Raw genomic sequence first — 16,988 nt, forward strand, 5'->3', positions numbered from 1 at the left:
GCGGGTCGTCACACCTTGGCGGTGTCCGCGTGCCTGGGCACCGTCACGGTCACCCGGAGTCCCCGCGGCTCGTGGTGGGCGTAGGTGATCGAGCCGCCGCCCGCCGCGAGCAGGGCGCGGCTGATGGACAGGCCCAGCCCCGAGCCCTTGACGTTCTGATGGCGGCCGCTGCGCCAGAAACGGTCGCCCACGCGCGCGAGTTCCTCTTCGGTGAGGCCGGGGCCGGTGTCGGTGACCACGACCGTCGAGGTCGCGCCGTTCGAGGAGACGGTGACCTCGACCGTGCCGCCGTCGGGGGTGAACTTCACGGCGTTGTCGATCACCGCGTCCAGGGCGCTGGACAGGGTGATCGGGTCGGCCCAGGCGGTGGTGGGGGGGCAGTCGCCGACGAGTCGTACGCCCTTGGCGCCGGCGGTCGGTGACCAGGCGGCCACCCGCTCCTCGGCCATCGCGCCGACGTCGGTCAGCCTGAGGTCGGCCTCGGCGTGCTCGGCCAGCGCCAGATCGAGCAGGTCGTCCAGGACCTGCGCCAGACGCTTGCCCTCGGTGCGGACCGAGGCGATCTCCTCGTTGCCCTCCGGGAGTTCGAGGGCGAGCAGCTCGATGCGCAGCAGCAGCGCCGAGAGCGGGTTGCGCAGCTGGTGCGAGGCGTCCGCGACGAAAGCGCGCTGCTGCTCCAGCACATCCTCGACGTTGTCCGCCATTTCGTTGAACGAGCGGGCCAGCCGTCTCAGTTCCGGCGGCCCGCCGGCGGCCGCGACCCGGGACTTGAGCCGTCCGGTGGCGATGTCGTGGGTGGTGGCGTCCAGGACCCGCACCGGCCTGAGCACCCAGCCCGTCAGCCGCAGCGCGGCGCCGACGGCGAGCAGCATCGCGGCGATCTCGCCGGCCCCGATGAACAGCCAGCCGCGCAGGATCAGCGAACGCATCTGCCCGGTGGGCGAATCGGTGACGACGACCGCCACCACGTCCCCGTCCCGGATCACCGGCGAGGCGACGATCAGCCGGCTGCGCTGCCAGGGCCACACCTGCTGGGGATCGTGGCTGCGACGGCTGAGCAGCGCCTCGCCGAACGCGTCCCTGACCTCGCCCGTCCGTGGGACGAACCAGTCGCCCGGGGAGTTGGCCATGGCCGAACCGTTGCGGTAGAAGACACCCGCGCGGATGCCGTAGACGCCGTAGTAGCTGTCCAGTTCCCGGCGCAGCGTCTCCTGGCGCTCGTCCGGGGCGGTACGGCGGGGTCCGCTGGGCGCATCCGTGACGAACTGGGCGAGCGCGGCGAAGCGCGCGGTGTCGTCGATCCGGTCGACGACCACCTTCTGCTGCTGGGCGGCGGCCACGCTGACGGCGAGCGGGAAGCCGAGGGCGAGAAGTACGGCCGCCATCAGGACGATGAGCAGCGGCAGGAGCCGTGTGCGCACCCGACCCCGCTACGCGGCCGGGGCGACGAGCCGGTAGCCGACCCCGCGCACGGTCTCGATCAGCGCGGGCATGCGCAGCTTGGCTCGCAGGGAGGCGACGTGCACCTCCAGGGTGCGGCCCGTGCCCTCCCAGCTGGTGCGCCAGACCTCGCTGATGATCTGCTCCCGCCGGAAGACGACTCCGGGCCGCTGGGCGAGCAGTGCGAGCAGATCGAACTCCTTGCGGGTCAGCTGGATCACCGAACCGTCCACGCTGACCTGGCGGGTGGGCAGTTCGATGTGCACGGACCCCAGCCGCAGCGCGGTCTCGGCACCCGCCGTGACGTCCTCGTGGGTGGTGCGCCGGCTGACCGCGTGGATCCGGGCGAGCAGCTCGCCGGTGTCGTACGGCTTCACCACGTAGTCGTCGGCGCCCAGGTTGAGTCCGTGGATGCGGGAGCGGACGTCGGAGCGCGCGGTGACCATGATCACCGGGATGCTGGTGCGCTTGCGGATCTTGCCGCAGACCTCGTATCCGTCCTGGTCGGGCAGGCCCAGGTCGAGCAGGACCACACCGAATCCGGCGCCCTCGGGCACGAGCGCCTGAAGGGCCTCCTCGCCGCTTCGCGCGTGGGTGACGTCGAAGCCGTGCCGCGCGAGGACCGCGGACAGGGCGGCGGCGACGTGGTTGTCGTCCTCGACGAGCAGCAGTCTCATTCCGGCCCCCTTCGGTTCAACGTTCATACAGTTACGGTTTTCGTCCGCCGTGTAGATCACGTGCTCGCGCGCGTGCACCATGGAAGTCACGCCGATGGACAAGGACGGCGTCAAGAGGGTTCCGGTTGCCTGCCGCTTCCGTTACCCCCCCGATACGCGCACAGGCCTCAAGTGCTACGACACGTGTCCGATTGCTATCGGATCGTGATGCTCAGATTCCCCTCAGATGTGATGACGCAGGTCACCGGCCATCACTACTGTCCACCGAAACCGAGGAGGACGGAGCCTGAGAGCGATGACCGAAGTATCGGTGGCCAAGGAAGATGTGGCCGCATCCGGCGAACTGGTCGTCCTGAAGAGCGTCAACAAGCACTTCGGCGCGTTGCACGTACTCCAGGACATCGATCTGACGATCACCCGTGGTGAGGTCGTCGTGGTCATCGGGCCCTCCGGGTCCGGAAAGTCGACCCTGTGCCGCACCATCAACCGGCTGGAGACGATCGACTCGGGCACCATCACGATCGACGGAAAGCCGCTGCCCCACGAGGGCAGGGAGCTGGCCCGGCTGCGCGCCGACGTCGGGATGGTCTTCCAGTCCTTCAACCTCTTCGCGCACAAGACCGTGCTCGAGAACGTGATGCTGGGCCAGGTCAAGGTCCGCAGGACGGACAAGAAGCAGGCCACGGAGAAGGCCCGCGCCCTGCTCGACCGGGTCGGGGTGGGCACCCAGGCCGACAAGTACCCGGCGCAGCTGTCCGGCGGCCAGCAGCAGCGCGTGGCCATCGCCCGCGCGCTGGCGATGGGCCCGAAGGTCATGCTCTTCGACGAGCCGACCTCGGCGCTCGACCCCGAGATGATCAACGAGGTCCTCGAGGTCATGCAGCAGCTCGCCCGCGAGGGCATGACGATGATCGTCGTCACCCATGAGATGGGCTTCGCACGATCGGCTGCAAACCGGGTGGTCTTCATGGCGGACGGCCGCATCGTCGAACAGGCTGCGCCCGACCAGTTCTTCAGCAATCCGCGCAGCGACCGGGCCAAGGACTTCCTGTCGAAGATCCTGCACCACTGATCCGCCCGGCCCTCCGGACGACCTGAGTCACCCGTCTCTCACGGACCTCGGTCCTCACCACTCAAAGGAAGTTCACGATGAAGCTCCGCAAGGTCACCGCCGCCTCGGCCGTCGTACTCGCCCTCGCCGTGTCCGCCACCGCGTGCGGCGGTGACAAGAAGGACGACAACGGTTCCGGCGGCGGCAAGAAGATCACCATCGGCATCAAGTTCGACCAGCCCGGCATCGGCCAGAAGACCCCGCAGGGCTACTCGGGCTTCGACGTCGACGTCGCCACCTACGTCGCCGGCAAGCTCGGCTACAAGCCGGACCAGATCGAGTGGAAGGAGTCGAAGAGCGCCGACCGCGAGACCATGCTGCAGCGTGGTGACGTCGAGTTCATCGCCGCTTCCTACTCGATCAACCCGGAGCGTCAGAAGAAGGTCGACTTCGCCGGCCCGTACCTGCTGGCCCACCAGGACGTGCTCGTCCGCGCGGACGACAGCACCATCAAGTCCCCGGCGGACCTCAACAGCAAGAAGCTGTGCTCGGTGACCGGGTCGACCTCGGCGCAGAACGTCAAGGACAAGCTGGCTCCCAAGGCGCAGCTCCAGCAGTACCCGGCGTACTCGGCCTGCCTGACCGGTCTGCAGAGCAAGGCGATCGACGCCCTGACCACGGACGACTCGATCCTCGCCGGTTACGCCGCCCAGTCCCAGTTCAAGGGCAAGTTCAAGCTCGGCGGCTTCAAGATGACCAACGAGAACTACGGCATCGGCGTCAAGAAGGGCAGCGACCTCAAGGCCAAGATCAACAAGGCCCTTGAGGAGATGGTCTCCGACGGTTCGTGGCAGAAGGCCGTGGACAAGAACTTCGGTCCGGCCGGCTACAAGAACGAGCCCGCTCCGAAGATCGGCGACATCAAGAGCTGAGGCAACGCCCGGCGGATGCGCCGTCCCTGACGGCGGCGCATCCGGGCATCCCTATACGCGAAAGCGCGGGAGATCGTGTTCGACTTTCTTGACAAGTACGACGTGCTGGGAGCCTTCTGGACGACGGTGCAGCTCACGCTGCTGTCCGCCGTGGGCTCCCTGATCTGGGGCACCCTGCTGGCCGCCATGCGGGTGGGCCCGGTGCCGCTGATGCGCGGTTTCGGCACCGCCTACGTGAACATCGTGCGGAACATCCCGCTCACGGTGATCATCCTGTTCGCCTCGCTCGGGCTGAACCAGACGCTGCGCATCGACCTCGGCTCGGACCAGGTCGACACGACCAACTTCCGGCTGGCCGTGCTCGGTCTGATCGTCTACACGTCGGCCTTCGTCTGCGAGGCGATCCGCGCCGGCATCAACACGGTGCCGGTCGGCCAGGCGGAGGCGGCCCGGGCCCTCGGTCTGAGCTTCACGCAGGTGCTGGGCCTGATAGTGCTGCCGCAGGCCTTCCGCGCGGCCGTCCTCCCGCTGACCAACGTGCTGATCGCGTTGACGAAGAACACGACGGTGGCGGCCGCGATCGGTGTGGCGGAAGCGGCACTCCTGATGAAGGAGATGGTGGAGAACGAGGCGCAGCTGCTGCTGATCTCCGCGGTCATCGCCTTCGGGTTCTGCTGTCTGACCCTGCCGACCGGTCTGATCCTCGGCTGGGTGGGCAAGAAGGTGGCGGTGAAGCGATGAGTTCGGTCCTGTACGACGCCCAGGGCCCCCGGGCCAAGCGGCGCAACATCCTTTACACGGCGGGCTTCCTGGTCGTCCTCGCGGCCGTCCTGTGGTGGGTGTACAAGGCCCTCGACGACAAGCACCAGCTGGACTGGGTGCTCTGGAAGCCGTTCTTCGACGGCCCGGAGGCCTACTCGACGTACATATGGCCGGGTCTGCAGAACACCCTGAAGGCCGCGGCCCTGTCCATGGTCATCGCCCTCCCGCTGGGCGCCGTGCTCGGCATCGCCCGCCTCTCGGACCACGCATGGATACGTGTCCCGGTCGCGACGGTCGTCGAGTTCTTCCGCGCGATCCCGGTACTGGTCCTGATGATCTTCGGGCTCGCCCTGTTCGCCGAGTACACCGACGTCAGTTCGGACGACCGCCCTCTGTACGCGGTCGTCACCGGCCTGGTGCTGTACAACGCGTCGGTGCTCGCGGAGATCGTCCGCGCGGGCATCCTCGCCCTGCCGAAGGGCCAGTCCGAGGCCGCCATGGCGATCGGTCTGCGCAAGAACCAGGTGATGCGGATCATCCTGCTGCCGCAGTCGGTCACCGCGATGCTCCCGGCGATCGTCAGCCAGATCGTCGTGATCGTGAAGGACACCGCACTCGGCGGCGCGGTCCTGACCTTTCCCGAGCTCCTGTCCTCGGCCAACACCATGAGCGGCTACTACGGAGCCAACACCATCGCCTCGTTCACGGTCGTCGCCGTGATCTTCGTGGCCATCAACTTCTCGCTGACCTCGTTCGCGAGCTGGCTCGAGGGACGGCTGCGGCGGCGCAAGAAGTCGACCGGCGTGGTACTCGGGTTCCAGGACGCGGCGGCGATCGCGGGGACGGCAGCGACCGGCACCGAAAGATGACGATCATTCAAATAGCATGAACCCCCCAGAGGCAGTGGCATGATCGCCACTGCCTCTGGTCACTTGACGCAAACTCTGCCAATGGGTTGCATACGTTCTGTGATCGTGCACCCCGCTTCACCTTCCTGTTCCACCATGTCCGTCAGGGCACCGCTGCGGGCAGGAGGCGCTGCGCCGTGGAACCGGTGATCATCGTCGGAGCCGGGCCCGTCGGGCTCACGCTCGCCCTGGCCCTGGCCCGTCAGGAGGTGCCGGCCGTCGTCCTGGACGAGGGCCCCGGCAAAGAGGAAGCGCGCCCGGCGCGCACGGCCGTGCTGCGCGAGGACACGGCCGCCCTGCTGGAGCGGCTGACCTCGGTCGCGCTCGACGACCACGGCGTCAGATGGGCCGGATGGCGGTCGGTGCGGCGCAAGCAGGTGATGAGCGAGATCACCTTCGACGAGGGCGATCTCGCACCGCTGCACATCGCGCAGCACGTCATCACGGGCGCCCTGCGCACCGCCATCGCGGACGAACCACTGGTCAAGGTCGCCGTGGACAGCCGGCTCGACTCGATCGAGCAGGAGCGTTCCGGCGTCGCCGCCCACACCCGCGGCCCCACGGGCACCTGGTGGCGCGGCAGCTACCTGGTCGGCTGCGACGGGCCCCGCTCGACCGTGCGCAAGCTGCAGGACATCCGTTTCCCGGGCCGTACGGCGGTGGAGCGGCATGCGGTCGCCGCGCTGCGCACGGAACTTCCGTGGGAGCGTCAGGCGTTGCTCCATCGGATGCCGCCCTGGCGGTCGTCCGGGCCCACGGCCGGGGAGGTGACCGCCCGCCCCCTCCCGGACGGCGTGTGGCGTCTGGACTGGCTGCTGCCGCCGGGCAAGGACCTGGTCACGCCCGAGATCCTGGTGGCCGGGATCCGCGAGACCCTCGCGGGCTGGACGGACGGCGCCACTCCGGCGTACGACCTGCTCGACACCGGTGTCCACACGGTGCACCACCGGCTGGCCCGGCGCTGGCGTGCCGGCCGGGTCTTCCTCGCCGGGGACGCGGCCCATCTGCTCGGGGCGCTCGGCGCCCAGGGGCTCGACGAGGGCCTCCGGGACGCCGACAACCTGGCCTGGAAGCTGGCCACGGCGTGGCACCACGGCCCCTACGAGGCACTGCTCGACAGCTACCAGGCCGAGCGGCGGGCGGTGGTCGCCGCCCGGCTGCGCGCCGCCGACCAGGTACTTCCGGTGCTCCGCGGCGGAGCCGGGCTGCGCCACTACGTCCCCGGAACGGCCCGGGGCCACGACGCGCTGCTCACGGACGGTCACCTGGGGCGCGGCCCCGTGGGTGCCCCGGGGTCGTACGCCGACTCGCCGCTCGCACCCCGGCACCTGGAGGCGGAGATCCCGGTCGACACCCCGTTCGGCGCACCGGTCATCGATGTGCGGGTCACGGCGGAGGATGGTTCCTTCGTTCAACTGCGCGACCGGATGGGCCGTGACGCGCTGCTCGTCGTGCTGATCGCGCCGGGCACAGGGGTGTGGGAGCGCAAGCACTGGGTGTCCGCGGGCGTCATGCCCCGGCTCGCGGCCGCGGTGACGGCACTCCCGCACCCGGCCGAGCTGCTGGTCGCCGAGAGCTACCCGGGTGCCCCGGCCCACAGCGTGCTGCTCGTGCGCCCCGACGGCCACCTGGTCACCGCGCTGAGCGGGGTCCGCCCGGCCGATCTGTACGCCGCGGCCGAGGCGACGCTGGGCGGCGCCGTGAAGGAGGAGGTGCAGGCCGGCTCCGGCGCGCGCTGACCGTGCGCCCGGCGCCCCCTGTCCACATCGTGACGGTCAGTTGACCGGCGTGCGGCAGCGTGCTGTACTCCGGATCGTGACCGACACCTGTGTGCACCTGTGGCGGAGGGTCCATATGGACCTCGTCCGCTATGCGGGTTGCGTGTGTCGCCCGTCCTGCTGAATTCGCTCCCCCACCTTCTCCGGGCGCCATCGTGCGCCCGTTCGGCGAACCCTCTTCAGGACGGTGTACGTGTCTGTATCCCCTTCCGTGTCCCCTGCGGCCACCGGCGGTGCCGCCGGCGCGGCTCCGACCCAGGCGGACCTCCTCGACTTCGTCCGGCGCACGGCCGCCGACACCGCGCTGATCGCCTCGCTCCCGCTCGACCCGGAAGGCCGCACCTGGGTGCGGCTGAAGGGCCCCGGCGGCAGCGAGGCCTGGATGATCGGCTGGCCGCCCGGCACCGGCACCGGCTGGCACGACCATGCCGACTCGGCCGGCGCTTTCCTCACCGCCTCGGGTGAGCTGAGGGAGTACTCGCTGGCCGCCCGGCTGCCCACCGACGGCTGGAAGACCCTGGAACTCGCCGAGGACGTGGACCGCGAGCGCCGGCTGCCCGCCGGGGAGGGCCGCTCCTTCGGCCGCCATCATGTGCACGAGGTGCTCAACGAGTCCCGCGACCTGCACGCCATCTCCGTACACGCCTACTACCCGCCCCTGCCAAGGATCCGTCGCTACAGTCGCACGGGCCAGGTGCTGCGCCTGGAGCAGGTCGAGCGCCCGGAGGACTGGCAGTGAGCGGCGGCACGAACAGACGGCCCGTCGGCATCGACGACCTGCTGGAGGAGGTCCGCGCGGGCTATCGGCGCATCGAAGCGCGGGAGGCGCACGAGGCGGCGCGCACCGGTGAGGCCCTGCTGGTCGACATCCGGTACGCGGCTCTGCGCGAGCGGGACGGGCTGATCCCCGGCGCTCTCGTCATCGAGCGCAACGAACTGGAGTGGCGCCTCGACCCCCTGGGCAGCCATCGGGTCCCCGAGGCGACCGGCCACGGCCTGCGCATCGTCGTCATCTGCAACGAGGGCTACGCCTCCAGCCTGGCCGCCGCCTCCCTCCATCACCTGGGCCTGCACCGGGCGACGGATCTGGTGGGCGGCTTCCAGGCGTGGCGGACCGAAGGGCTGCCGGTCGAGCCGGTCACGGGCTGACGGGGCCGCACACCGGGCGGCAGCCCTCGTCCGACGGCCTACTCCCTCGCCGTGGCCACTGTCACCGCCCGTACGCGGAGTGCGGCGCGCCCGGGAAGCGCACTGGAGACGAGCGCGAGCAGGGCGGCGATCGCGACCACGCTGACGTAGAGCAGAGGGGTGACGGACGGGGCCGCCCGGCCGGTCATGCCGACGCTGAAGGCGGTGAGGACGGCGAGGGAGATGCCGCTGCCGAGCGAGGTGGCGAGGAGCAGCACCGACAGCACCTCGGTGCGCAGCACGCGCAGCACCTGGCGGCGGGTCGCCCCGGCGAGGCGGAGCAGCGCGAACTCCCGGACACGCTCCGCGACCGACATGGCGAGGGTGTTGACGACCGCGATGGCGGTGAAGGCCAGTACGAGTCCCATGGCCAGATAGTTGACCTCGGCGTTCGTCTGCTGCCGGTCGGCCTGGAGAGAGTCCGCGGCGGCCGGCGAAAGAATCCGCAGACCCGGGAACTCACGCAGCGTAGTCGCGAGTTGTGTCTTTGTACGGGTCGTGCTGACCAGGACGGAGGAGGCGAGCGGGTTGTCGACGTGCTGGGCCACGAGGTCGTGGGCGAAGGTGAGATCGCCGAAGCCGAGACCCCGGGCGTAGACGGCGGCGACGGTGAGCTTGGCGGGCGTGCCGTCGCCGAGGGTGAGTTGGAGAGTGCTCCCGGGCTTCAAGTGGTGCTGATCCGCGGTCAGTTCACTGACGGCGACGGTGCCGTGGGCTAGATCGCCGAGGGAACCGGCGGTGACGTTCGGGTCCCAGGTGCGGGTCAGTCCGGCGGGCGTGACGCCCTGGGCCGGGTATTTGTCGAGGCCGACACGGACGGTCGTGCGGACCACCTCGGTGACGGTGTCGTGCTGCGCGCGCAGCCGCCGTGCGGCCTCGCCCGGGACGCCGGGCCCCTGGGCGGCGACGACCCAGTCGGCCGTGGCACCCTCGCGCGCCTGGGCCCGGGCGGCGTCGCCGAGGGTCGACTGGACGAACAGGACGGTGCAGGTCATGCCGATGAGCAGGGTGAGGGGGGTGACGACGGAGGCCATCCGGGTGGCGTTGCCACGCAGGTTGGCGGTGGCGAGGCGGCCGCCGTGACCGGTGAGCCGCAGCGGACCGGCGAGCAGCAGCGTGGCCGCCTTGACCAGCAGCGGGCCGAGCAGGGCGACGGATCCGGACAGGACGACGACGGCGAGGAAGGTCACGGGAGTAGAGGCGGGCTCGGTGCGCAGGGAGCTGAGCACGACGACGAGGACGACCCCGCCGGCCAGAAGCAACAGACCGGCGGCGATACGGCCCCAGGCCGGCCGGCCGCGCTCGCTTCTGGCCTCCGCCAGGGCCTCCGCCGGGCGGATCCGGACGATCCTGCGGGAGGCGATCCGGGCCGCCGTCCAGGCCCCGAGCAGGGTGGCGGCGAGGGCGGCGAACGGCGGGAAGACGCCCACGGTGTGCTGGAGCGTGGCGGGTACGGCGCCCAGGGCGACGAACCTGGAGTGCAGCCAGGCACCCAGCGGCAGCCCGAGCAGCGCGCCGGTGGTGCCCGCCGCCGCCCCGATGATCAGGGCCTCCCGGCCCAGCAGCCTGCGGATCTGGCCGGGTGTGGCGGCGATGGCGCGGAGCAGGGCGAGTTCGCGGTGCCGCTGCTGGACGCTGAGCCCGAAGGTTCCGACGACCACGAGCACCGCCACCAGCAGTGAGGTGCCGCCCATCGCGCCGCCCATGCTGACCAGCCGGGTGCGGGCGGCGGCCGCGTCCAGGAACTCGACGGGCCCGCGGGCGTCGCCGGTGCTGACCTGCGCGGTGCTGCCGTGCAGCACTCGCGTCACGGCCTGCCGTACCGCCTCCGGGTCGGCGCCCTTGACCGGGAGCACGCCGAACGCGGTGACCTGCCCGGGGTGCGCGGCCAGCCGCTCGGCCTCCGGAGCGGAGAAGAACAGGGACGTCTGGTGGCGTACGGCGGTGGCCGGGGTGGCGATTCCGGTGATCCGGTAGGTGCGCGGGGACTGCGTCGACTGCACGGTGAGGCGGTCGCCGGGCCGGAGGTGGGCGCGTGCGGCGAGGTCGTGGTCGATGACGAGGTCGCCGGCGGCCTTGGGTGCGCTGCCCGCGCTCAGCCGGTACGGCGTCAGCGCGGCGGAGTCCCAGGCGTGCCCGTAGGCGGTACGGCCACCGGTGCCTGCCGGGGTCGACGGCTGTGCGAGGAAGGTCAGTTCGGGGACGACACGGGCGACGCCGGGGGTGCGGGCGAGGGTTGCTCCCAGGTCCGCGGAGAGCCAGGCGCGTTCGGCGATGGGTTTCGCCTTGTGTTTGACCTTGGTCTTGCCCTTCTTTCGCTTGACCGTCGTCCGGTGGACGTACTGGTCGGCGGAGACCACGACGGGAGCGGCGGCGTAGCGCTCGGTGCGGATCGAACCGCGCAGGCCGGTGTCGAGGAGGGTGCCGCAGGCGGTGATCAGAGCGGCCGCGCACATCAGGGCGAGAAAGGCGCCGAGGAAGCCCGCCTTGCGGGCGCGAACGGTCTGGAGGGCGTAACGCAGCATCATCGGGGCGGGCTCTCTTCTGTTGTGCGTCCGGAGTCCATGCGCCCGACGGTCTCGGCTTGGGCCGTGGTCCTGGGCGTGGATACAGACTCGCCCGTCCACGGGTCCGGAAGCACTGCGGTGGCCCGGCGTCTTGAGCGGGGGTTATCCCCACCGACCGCCGGGCGCCCGGCTGTCAGAAGCCCTCGTCCTCCAGGAACTCCGTGTCCTCGCCCTCTTCCTCCAGGGCCTGGCGGACGACACGGAGGGCCATGCCCTCGGGGTAGCCCTTGCGGGCGAGCATTCCGGCCAGACGCCTCAGCCGCTTGTCGCGGTCGAGACCGCGGGTGGCCCGCAGCTTGCGGGCGACCAGTTCGCGGGCGGTCGTCTCCTCCTGCTCGGAGTCCAACTGACCGACGGCCTCGTCGATCAGGGCGGAGTCGACGCCCTTGGTGCGCAGCTCCTGGGCGAGTGCGCGCCGGGCGAGCCCCCGGCCGTGGTGCCGGGACTCCACCCAGGCGTCCGCGAACGCGCCGTCGTCGATGAGCCCGACCTCCTCGAACCGGGACAGCACCTCCTCGGCCGCCTCCTCGGGGATGTCCCGCTTGCGCAGGGCGTCCCCGAGCTGCTTGCGGGTGCGCGGGGTCCCGGTGAGCAGGCGCAGACAGATCGCCCGCGCCCGCTCGACCGGGTCCCCTGAAGACTCCCCCTGCTCGGCCCTCGACGAGGAAGGGGTGCCTTCGTCCTCACCCGGCGGCTCCCCGAAGCCGCCCCGCCGACGGCCGCGTCCCCGGCCGCCCCGCGATCCTGCGGCGCCCCGCGAACCGCGCCCGGGTGAGCCTCCCCCGTGAGGCTCGTCGCCCGGGTGCGTGCCGCCGCCGTACCCGCCGTGCTCCGTGTCCCCGTACCCGTCGTCACCGGCCGTGCCCGAGCCGGTGTCACCGCCGGTGCCCCTCCCCCGTGGGGCACCGGGGGTGGCGTACTCGTACTCGGCCCAGTCGGTTCGTCGTGTCACGGGTCAGCTCTTGGCGGTGGCGGCCTTGGGCTTGGTGGCCTTGGCGGGCGCCGCCTTGACGTCGTCGCCGGCAGCGGTGGTCACCGCCGCGTCCGCGCCCGGCTCGGTGGCGGGCTCCTCCGGCCGGACACCCACGCCCAGCTTCTCCTTGATCTTCTTCTCGATCTCGTTGGCCAGGTCCGGGTTGTCCTTGAGGAAGTTGCGCGCGTTCTCCTTGCCCTGGCCGAGCTGGTCGCCCTCGTAGGTGTACCAGGCGCCGGCCTTGCGGACGAAGCCGTGCTCCACGCCCATGTCGATCAGGCCGCCCTCACGGCTGATGCCCTGGCCATAGAGGATGTCGAACTCGGCCTGCTTGAAGGGCGGCGCGACCTTGTTCTTGACGACCTTGCAGCGGGTGCGGTTGCCGACCGCCTCCGTGCCGTCCTTCAGGGTCTCGATGCGGCGGATGTCGATGCGCACCGAGGCGTAGAACTTCAGCGCCCGGCCACCGGTCGTGGTCTCCGGGGAGCCGAACATCACGCCGATCTTCTCGCGGAGCTGGTTGATGAAGATCGCGGTGGTCTTGGACTGGTTGAGCGCGCTGGTGATCTTCCGCAGCGCCTGGCTCATGAGCCGGGCCTGCAGACCGACGTGGCTGTCGCCCATCTCGCCCTCGATCTCCGCACGCGGGACGAGCGCGGCGACGGAGTCGATGACGATGAGGTCGAGCGCACCGGAGCGGACCAGCATGTCCACGATCTCCAGCGCCTGCTCGCCGTTGTCCGGCTGGGAGAGGATCAGGTTGTCGATGTCGACGCCGAGCTTCTTCGCGTACTCGGGGTCGAGGGCGTGCTCCGCGTCCACGAACGCGACCTGGCCGCCGGCCTTCTGCGCGTTCGCCACCGCGTGCAGGGTCAGGGTCGTCTTACCGGAGGACTCCGGGCCGTACACCTCCACCACACGGCCACGCGGCAGGCCGCCGACGCCGAGGGCGACGTCGAGTGCGGTCGACCCGGTGGGGATGACCTCGATGGGCTCGTTCGGCCGCTCGCCGAGGCGCATGACGGCACCCTTGCCGAATTGCCGTTCAATCTGTGCGAGCGCGGCGTCGAGCGCCTTCTCGCGGTCGGTTCCTGCCATGGGTTCCACCCGGTTTGCTTGAGTCGATCGCTTCACGTCAAAGACGCTAACGCCTGCCACTGACAATGCGCCCCGACGTCGGCCCGGCCTGTGGATAACAAGGGGACATCTCCGACCGAACCAGGTCGAAATACCCGTCGAAAGCCTCGCCCGAGCCTCCATGAGAATGGATGTTCGATTTTCGTGTCAAGCGCACCACGCGGTGTCCGGAGCCCCCTGCCCACCGCGGCGCAGACCGCTACTCCCGGCGTCGTACGCCGGGTGTCTTCGGCCGGACGACGACCGCGCAGGGCGCTCCCGGGAGCCTGGGGCCATGACGATTCCGCGCCCCGCCGAGCGCCTGTGCCACCTGACCGGTCTGCTCCTCGCCCTCTCCGGTCTCGCCCACCTGGTGGTGTTCGCGGTCGACGGCGGCCCCTGGGACGGCCCGGTCTCCTGGCGCAAGCCCGTCACGTTCGGGCTCTCCTTCGGGGTGACGCTGATCGCGCTCACCTGGGTCACGTCGTACCTGCGGATCGCGGCGCGGCTGCGCACCGTCCTGCTCGTCGTGTTCGCCGTGGACTGCGTGGTGGAGGTCGGCGGCATCACCCTTCAGGCATGGCGCCGGGTGCCCTCGCACCTGAACATGGAGACCCCCTTCGACACGGCGGTGTCCATGACGCTCGCGGTGGGCGGCGGTGTCCTGATGGCGCTGCTCACCGTCTTCGCCGTCGCGTCCTTCCGACACCGGCCGGCAGGCCCCGCCGGCATGCCGCTCGCGGTGCGCTCCGGGTTCGCGATCCTGCTCGTGGCGCTGGCCTCGGGCGCGGCGATGATCGCGCGCGGGGTCGTGCTCACCCGGACCGGCCACCAGGAGGCCGCCTATCACTCGACGGCCCCGCTCAAACCGCTGCACGGAGTGAGCCTGCACGCGGTCCTGGTCCTGCCGCTGCTCGCCCGGCTGCTGTCCCGCACCTCCTGGAACGAGCGGGTGCGCCGGCGGATCGTGGCCACGGCGGTGGGCTGCTACGCGGCGGCCGTCGCAGGCGCCGGGGTGTGGGCGGTCCTGACGTACTGACGACGGCCCCGGACGCGACCCCCTAGGAGGTTTCCTCCGTACCGGGCCGCCGCTCCCACAGCCGTCGCATGCGGGTGCCCACCCCTGAGCCGCCCGGCCCCCGCCGACGGTGTCCGTGCACCCGGGGATCGTCCGTGACGGCGTACCGCTTCACATACGCCCCCAGGAAGGCCTGCAGCGTGGCGACCGCCGGGATGGCGATCAGCGCGCCGACCGCGCCCAGCAGCGCGGTGCCCGCGATCACCGAGCCGAAGGCGACGGCCGGGTGGATGTCGACCGTCTTGGAGGTCAGCTTGGGCTGCAGCATGTAGTTCTCGAACTGCTGGTAGACCACGACGAAGATCAGCACCCACAGCGCGTACCAGGGGTTCACGGTGAATGCGATCAGCATCGGCAGCGCGCCCGCGAGATAGGTGCCGATGGTCGGGATGAACTGCGAGACAAGGCCCACCCAGACACCGAGCACGGGCGCGTACGGCACACCCAGCGCCTGCAGCAGGATGTAGTGCGCGATCCCGGAGATGAGCGCCATGAGGCCGCGCGAGTAGAGGTAGCCGCCGGTCTTGTCGACGGCGATCTCCCAGGCGCGCAGCACCTCAGCCTGGCGCGCGGGCGGCAGGACGGAGCACAGTCCGCGGCGCAGCCGGGGGCCGTCGGCGGCGAAGTAGAACGAGAACAGCACGACCGTCAGCAGCTGGAAGAGACCGCCGAGCACCTGGGCGGACACGTCGAGCACTCCGGCCGCGCTGTTCTGCGCGTACTTGCGCAGGAAGTCGGAGTGCAGCAGACCCTCCTGGATGTCCACGCGCCGGAGGTCCGTGTGGAACGTCTGGTTGATCCAGTTGATGACCGAGTCCAGGTAGCCGGGGAAGCCCTCGACCATCTTGATGATCTGGCCGGCCAGCATCGAGCCGAGCAAGGTGATGAAGCCCGCGGTGAGGATCATCAGGCCGAGGAACACCAGGAAGGTGGCGAATCCCCTGCGCATGCCGTGAGCGGCCATCCAGCTCACCGCAGGCTCTATGGCGAGGGCCAGGAAGAACGCGATCAATATGTTGATGAGCAGCCCGGTCAGCTGGTGGAAGGCCCAACTGCCCAGCTGGAAGGAGGCTATGAGCGCCAGCGCGAGCACCATGGCGCGCGGCAGCCAGCGCGGCATGCGGCCGGCCGGAGCGGTGGCGCCGTCGGCCGTGGGCCCGGCGGGCGGCGTCGTAGCGGTCGGGGATGCTGCGTGCCGGTCGGCCGGCTCGTTGTCGTCAGTGGGTGCCACGCGCCAAGTCTCGCCCACGCCACCGACAGCCCGCTGCCCGCCCGGGGTCTTCGTGCCCGGTCAGTGCCTTTCCCCGGGCACGTCCATGACCGAGCAGACCACGCGCCACACGTCCTTGGCCGCCCAGCCGGCGTCCAGCGCCTCGTTCACCGTGCGTCCGCCCAGATCCGTCATCACATGATCACGCGCGAAGGTGTCGGCGTACCCCGGACCGAAGTGTTCCGCCATCCGCTGCCAGAAGACCGTCAACCGCATGCCTCCAGTATCCCGCCCCTGGGGGTGGGGCCCGCCCGGGACCGCTTGCCGAGACCGCTTTCCGCCCTACGGTCTGTCGCATGGCCGAAACAGGAGCTTCCCCACTCCCCCCTACGCCCCCGGCGCACTCCCCGCTCTTCCTCGCCGAACAGTTCGTCTGGCTCTCCGCGCGCGTTCTGGAGCAGCGCCTCTTCGCGTACCACTTCCTGAACGGCGCCGCCGGTCCGGTGGAGGCGGCGCTGGACGCCTACCGCAACGAGGACGGCGGATACGGTCACGCGCTGGAACCCGATCTGCGCGGCCCCGTCAGCCAGCCCCTGCACACCGGTCACGCGCTGCGCGTGCTGGACGCCGTCGAACGCTGCGGCGGGCAGCGGGTGGAGCGGGTGTGCCGATATCTGACCTCCGTCTCCACCGCCGACGGCGCCCTGCCGGCGATCCATCCCAGCCAGCGCGGCTATCCGGCGGCGCCGTTCGTGCCGGTCGTGGACGACCCGCCCAGCGCACTTCTGGCCACCGGTCCCGTGGTGGGCCTGCTGCACCGCAACGAGGTGTGGCACGCCTGGCTGTTCCGGGCCACCGACTTCTGCTGGCAGACGGTGGAGTCCTTGGAGAAGTCCCACCCCTACGAGGTGGAGGCCGCCGTGGCCTTCCTGGACTCCGTCCCCGACCGCCCGCGCGCGCAGGCCGCCGCCGACCGTCTCGGCCGGCTGGTCCGCGAGCAGCGGCTGGCGGCCCTGGACCCGGAACATCTCGACGCCCACCCGGTCGCTCCCGGATACGCCCCGGGCGAGCACCACTTCCCGCACGACTTCGCGAAGAACCCTCAGTCGCTCGCGCGCGCGTGGTTCACGGACGAGGAGATGGCGCGCTCCCTGGACTTCCTCGGTGCCGAGCAGCAGGAGGACGGCGGCTGGCCCGTCCGCTGGCGCCAGTGGGCGCCTGCTCCCGCTCTGGAGGCGCGCCCCGTCGTGACGATCGAGGCGCTGCGCACCCTCAGGGCGTACGGCCGTTTCGTGGGCTGAGCCCGGC

Annotated in this window: 17 protein-coding genes; 10 read left to right on the forward strand and 7 right to left on the reverse strand. The window is 70.7% G+C overall.

Annotated features, from left to right (window positions below):
- Positions 1 to 8 precede the first annotated feature (8 nt).
- Positions 9 to 1,421, reverse strand: a complete 1,413-nt coding sequence (locus ACIRU3_RS36400; RefSeq protein WP_404065896.1) for a sensor histidine kinase — start codon at positions 1,419 to 1,421, stop codon at positions 9 to 11.
- A 9-nt stretch (positions 1,422 to 1,430) separates the two neighbouring features.
- Positions 1,431 to 2,117 (reverse strand): response regulator transcription factor, encoded by a 687-nt coding sequence (locus ACIRU3_RS36405; protein WP_404065899.1) that lies wholly within the window; start codon positions 2,115 to 2,117, stop codon positions 1,431 to 1,433.
- A 295-nt stretch (positions 2,118 to 2,412) separates the two neighbouring features.
- Here ACIRU3_RS36405 and ACIRU3_RS36410 point away from each other — a divergent pair, with 295 nt between their 5' ends.
- The 8 genes from ACIRU3_RS36410 to ACIRU3_RS36445 all read left to right on the forward strand — a co-directional run bounded on the left by ACIRU3_RS36410 (position 2,413) and on the right by ACIRU3_RS36445 (position 8,697).
- Positions 2,413 to 3,189, forward strand: a complete 777-nt coding sequence (locus tag ACIRU3_RS36410; RefSeq protein ID WP_404065901.1) for an amino acid ABC transporter ATP-binding protein — start codon at positions 2,413 to 2,415, stop codon at positions 3,187 to 3,189.
- Between the two features lie 77 nt (positions 3,190 to 3,266).
- Complete coding sequence (locus ACIRU3_RS36415; protein ID WP_404065904.1) at positions 3,267 to 4,100, forward strand: glutamate ABC transporter substrate-binding protein; 834 nt, start codon at positions 3,267 to 3,269, stop codon at positions 4,098 to 4,100.
- A gap of 75 nt (positions 4,101 to 4,175) precedes the next feature.
- Positions 4,176 to 4,841, forward strand: coding sequence for an amino acid ABC transporter permease (locus ACIRU3_RS36420; RefSeq protein WP_404065906.1), 666 nt, complete (start codon positions 4,176 to 4,178; stop codon positions 4,839 to 4,841).
- On the forward strand, positions 4,838 to 5,731 hold the full coding sequence (locus ACIRU3_RS36425) for an amino acid ABC transporter permease (RefSeq protein ID WP_404065908.1): 894 nt from the start codon (positions 4,838 to 4,840) through the stop codon (positions 5,729 to 5,731). The genes ACIRU3_RS36420 and ACIRU3_RS36425 overlap by 4 nt, the downstream gene beginning before the upstream one ends.
- A gap of 176 nt (positions 5,732 to 5,907) precedes the next feature.
- Complete coding sequence (locus ACIRU3_RS36430; protein ID WP_404065910.1) at positions 5,908 to 7,509, forward strand: FAD-dependent monooxygenase; 1,602 nt, start codon at positions 5,908 to 5,910, stop codon at positions 7,507 to 7,509.
- 115 nt (positions 7,510 to 7,624) lie between these two features.
- On the forward strand, positions 7,625 to 7,672 hold the full coding sequence (locus ACIRU3_RS36435; protein ID WP_309506048.1) for a hypothetical protein: 48 nt from the start codon (positions 7,625 to 7,627) through the stop codon (positions 7,670 to 7,672).
- 69 nt (positions 7,673 to 7,741) lie between these two features.
- Positions 7,742 to 8,287, forward strand: coding sequence for a cysteine dioxygenase (locus ACIRU3_RS36440; RefSeq protein WP_404065913.1), 546 nt, complete (start codon positions 7,742 to 7,744; stop codon positions 8,285 to 8,287).
- Positions 8,284 to 8,697, forward strand: coding sequence for a rhodanese-like domain-containing protein (locus ACIRU3_RS36445; protein WP_404065915.1), 414 nt, complete (start codon positions 8,284 to 8,286; stop codon positions 8,695 to 8,697). Before ACIRU3_RS36440 ends, ACIRU3_RS36445 begins: the two co-directional genes overlap by 4 nt.
- A 38-nt stretch (positions 8,698 to 8,735) precedes the next feature.
- On the opposite strand, the gene ACIRU3_RS36450 is transcribed toward ACIRU3_RS36445, so the two are convergent.
- The 3 genes from ACIRU3_RS36450 to recA form a co-directional block, all read right to left on the reverse strand.
- On the reverse strand, positions 8,736 to 11,264 hold the full coding sequence (locus ACIRU3_RS36450; RefSeq protein ID WP_404065917.1) for an FtsX-like permease family protein: 2,529 nt from the start codon (positions 11,262 to 11,264) through the stop codon (positions 8,736 to 8,738).
- Positions 11,265 to 11,436: 172 nt separating this feature from the next.
- On the reverse strand, positions 11,437 to 12,255 hold the full coding sequence (recX, locus tag ACIRU3_RS36455) for a recombination regulator RecX (protein WP_404065920.1): 819 nt from the start codon (positions 12,253 to 12,255) through the stop codon (positions 11,437 to 11,439).
- A 3-nt stretch (positions 12,256 to 12,258) separates the two neighbouring features.
- Positions 12,259 to 13,374: a recombinase RecA gene (recA, locus tag ACIRU3_RS36460; RefSeq protein ID WP_404065922.1), complete on the reverse strand. Its 1,116-nt coding sequence runs from the start codon at positions 13,372 to 13,374 to the stop codon at positions 12,259 to 12,261.
- Between the two features lie 313 nt (positions 13,375 to 13,687).
- Here recA and ACIRU3_RS36465 point away from each other — a divergent pair, with 313 nt between their 5' ends.
- On the forward strand, positions 13,688 to 14,431 hold the full coding sequence (locus ACIRU3_RS36465; protein WP_404065924.1) for a hypothetical protein: 744 nt from the start codon (positions 13,688 to 13,690) through the stop codon (positions 14,429 to 14,431).
- 22 nt (positions 14,432 to 14,453) lie between these two features.
- Here ACIRU3_RS36465 and ACIRU3_RS36470 read toward each other — a convergent pair whose 3' ends face one another.
- Entirely contained in the window at positions 14,454 to 15,701 is a 1,248-nt protein-coding gene (locus ACIRU3_RS36470; RefSeq protein ID WP_404065926.1) for an AI-2E family transporter, read from the reverse strand.
- A 60-nt stretch (positions 15,702 to 15,761) separates the two neighbouring features.
- Positions 15,762 to 15,956 carry a DUF3046 domain-containing protein gene (locus tag ACIRU3_RS36475; protein WP_404065929.1) on the reverse strand — a complete coding sequence of 65 codons (195 nt, stop codon included), beginning with the start codon at positions 15,954 to 15,956 and terminating at the stop codon, positions 15,762 to 15,764.
- Between the two features lie 80 nt (positions 15,957 to 16,036).
- On the opposite strand from ACIRU3_RS36475, the gene ACIRU3_RS36480 reads away from it, so the two are divergent.
- The gene (locus ACIRU3_RS36480) at positions 16,037 to 16,981 is read left to right on the forward strand and encodes a hypothetical protein (RefSeq protein ID WP_404065931.1); all 945 of its coding nucleotides are present in this window, start codon (positions 16,037 to 16,039) and stop codon (positions 16,979 to 16,981) included.
- Positions 16,982 to 16,988 lie beyond the last annotated feature (7 nt).

It is taken from the genome of Streptomyces sp. NPDC101151, from assembly GCF_044768335.1.
Taxonomy (GTDB): Bacteria; Actinomycetota; Actinomycetes; order Streptomycetales; family Streptomycetaceae; genus Streptomyces.

Excerpts from the sequence above, each read along its gene's own strand:
- ACIRU3_RS36450 (WP_404065917.1), bottom strand. The coding sequence starts at position 11,264 with ATGATGCTGCGTTACGCCCTCCAGACCGTTCGCGCCCGCAAGGCGGGC.
- ACIRU3_RS36480 (WP_404065931.1), top strand. The coding sequence starts at position 16,037 with ATGGCCGAAACAGGAGCTTCCCCACTCCCCCCTACGCCCCCGGCGCAC.
- ACIRU3_RS36425 (WP_404065908.1), top strand. The coding sequence starts at position 4,838 with ATGAGTTCGGTCCTGTACGACGCCCAGGGCCCCCGGGCCAAGCGGCGC.
- ACIRU3_RS36465 (WP_404065924.1), top strand. The coding sequence starts at position 13,688 with ATGACGATTCCGCGCCCCGCCGAGCGCCTGTGCCACCTGACCGGTCTG.
- ACIRU3_RS36405 (WP_404065899.1), bottom strand. The coding sequence starts at position 2,117 with ATGAGACTGCTGCTCGTCGAGGACGACAACCACGTCGCCGCCGCCCTG.
- ACIRU3_RS36410 (WP_404065901.1), top strand. The coding sequence starts at position 2,413 with ATGACCGAAGTATCGGTGGCCAAGGAAGATGTGGCCGCATCCGGCGAA.
- recA (WP_404065922.1), bottom strand. The coding sequence starts at position 13,374 with ATGGCAGGAACCGACCGCGAGAAGGCGCTCGACGCCGCGCTCGCACAG.
- ACIRU3_RS36415 (WP_404065904.1), top strand. The coding sequence starts at position 3,267 with ATGAAGCTCCGCAAGGTCACCGCCGCCTCGGCCGTCGTACTCGCCCTC.
- ACIRU3_RS36475 (WP_404065929.1), bottom strand. The coding sequence starts at position 15,956 with ATGCGGTTGACGGTCTTCTGGCAGCGGATGGCGGAACACTTCGGTCCG.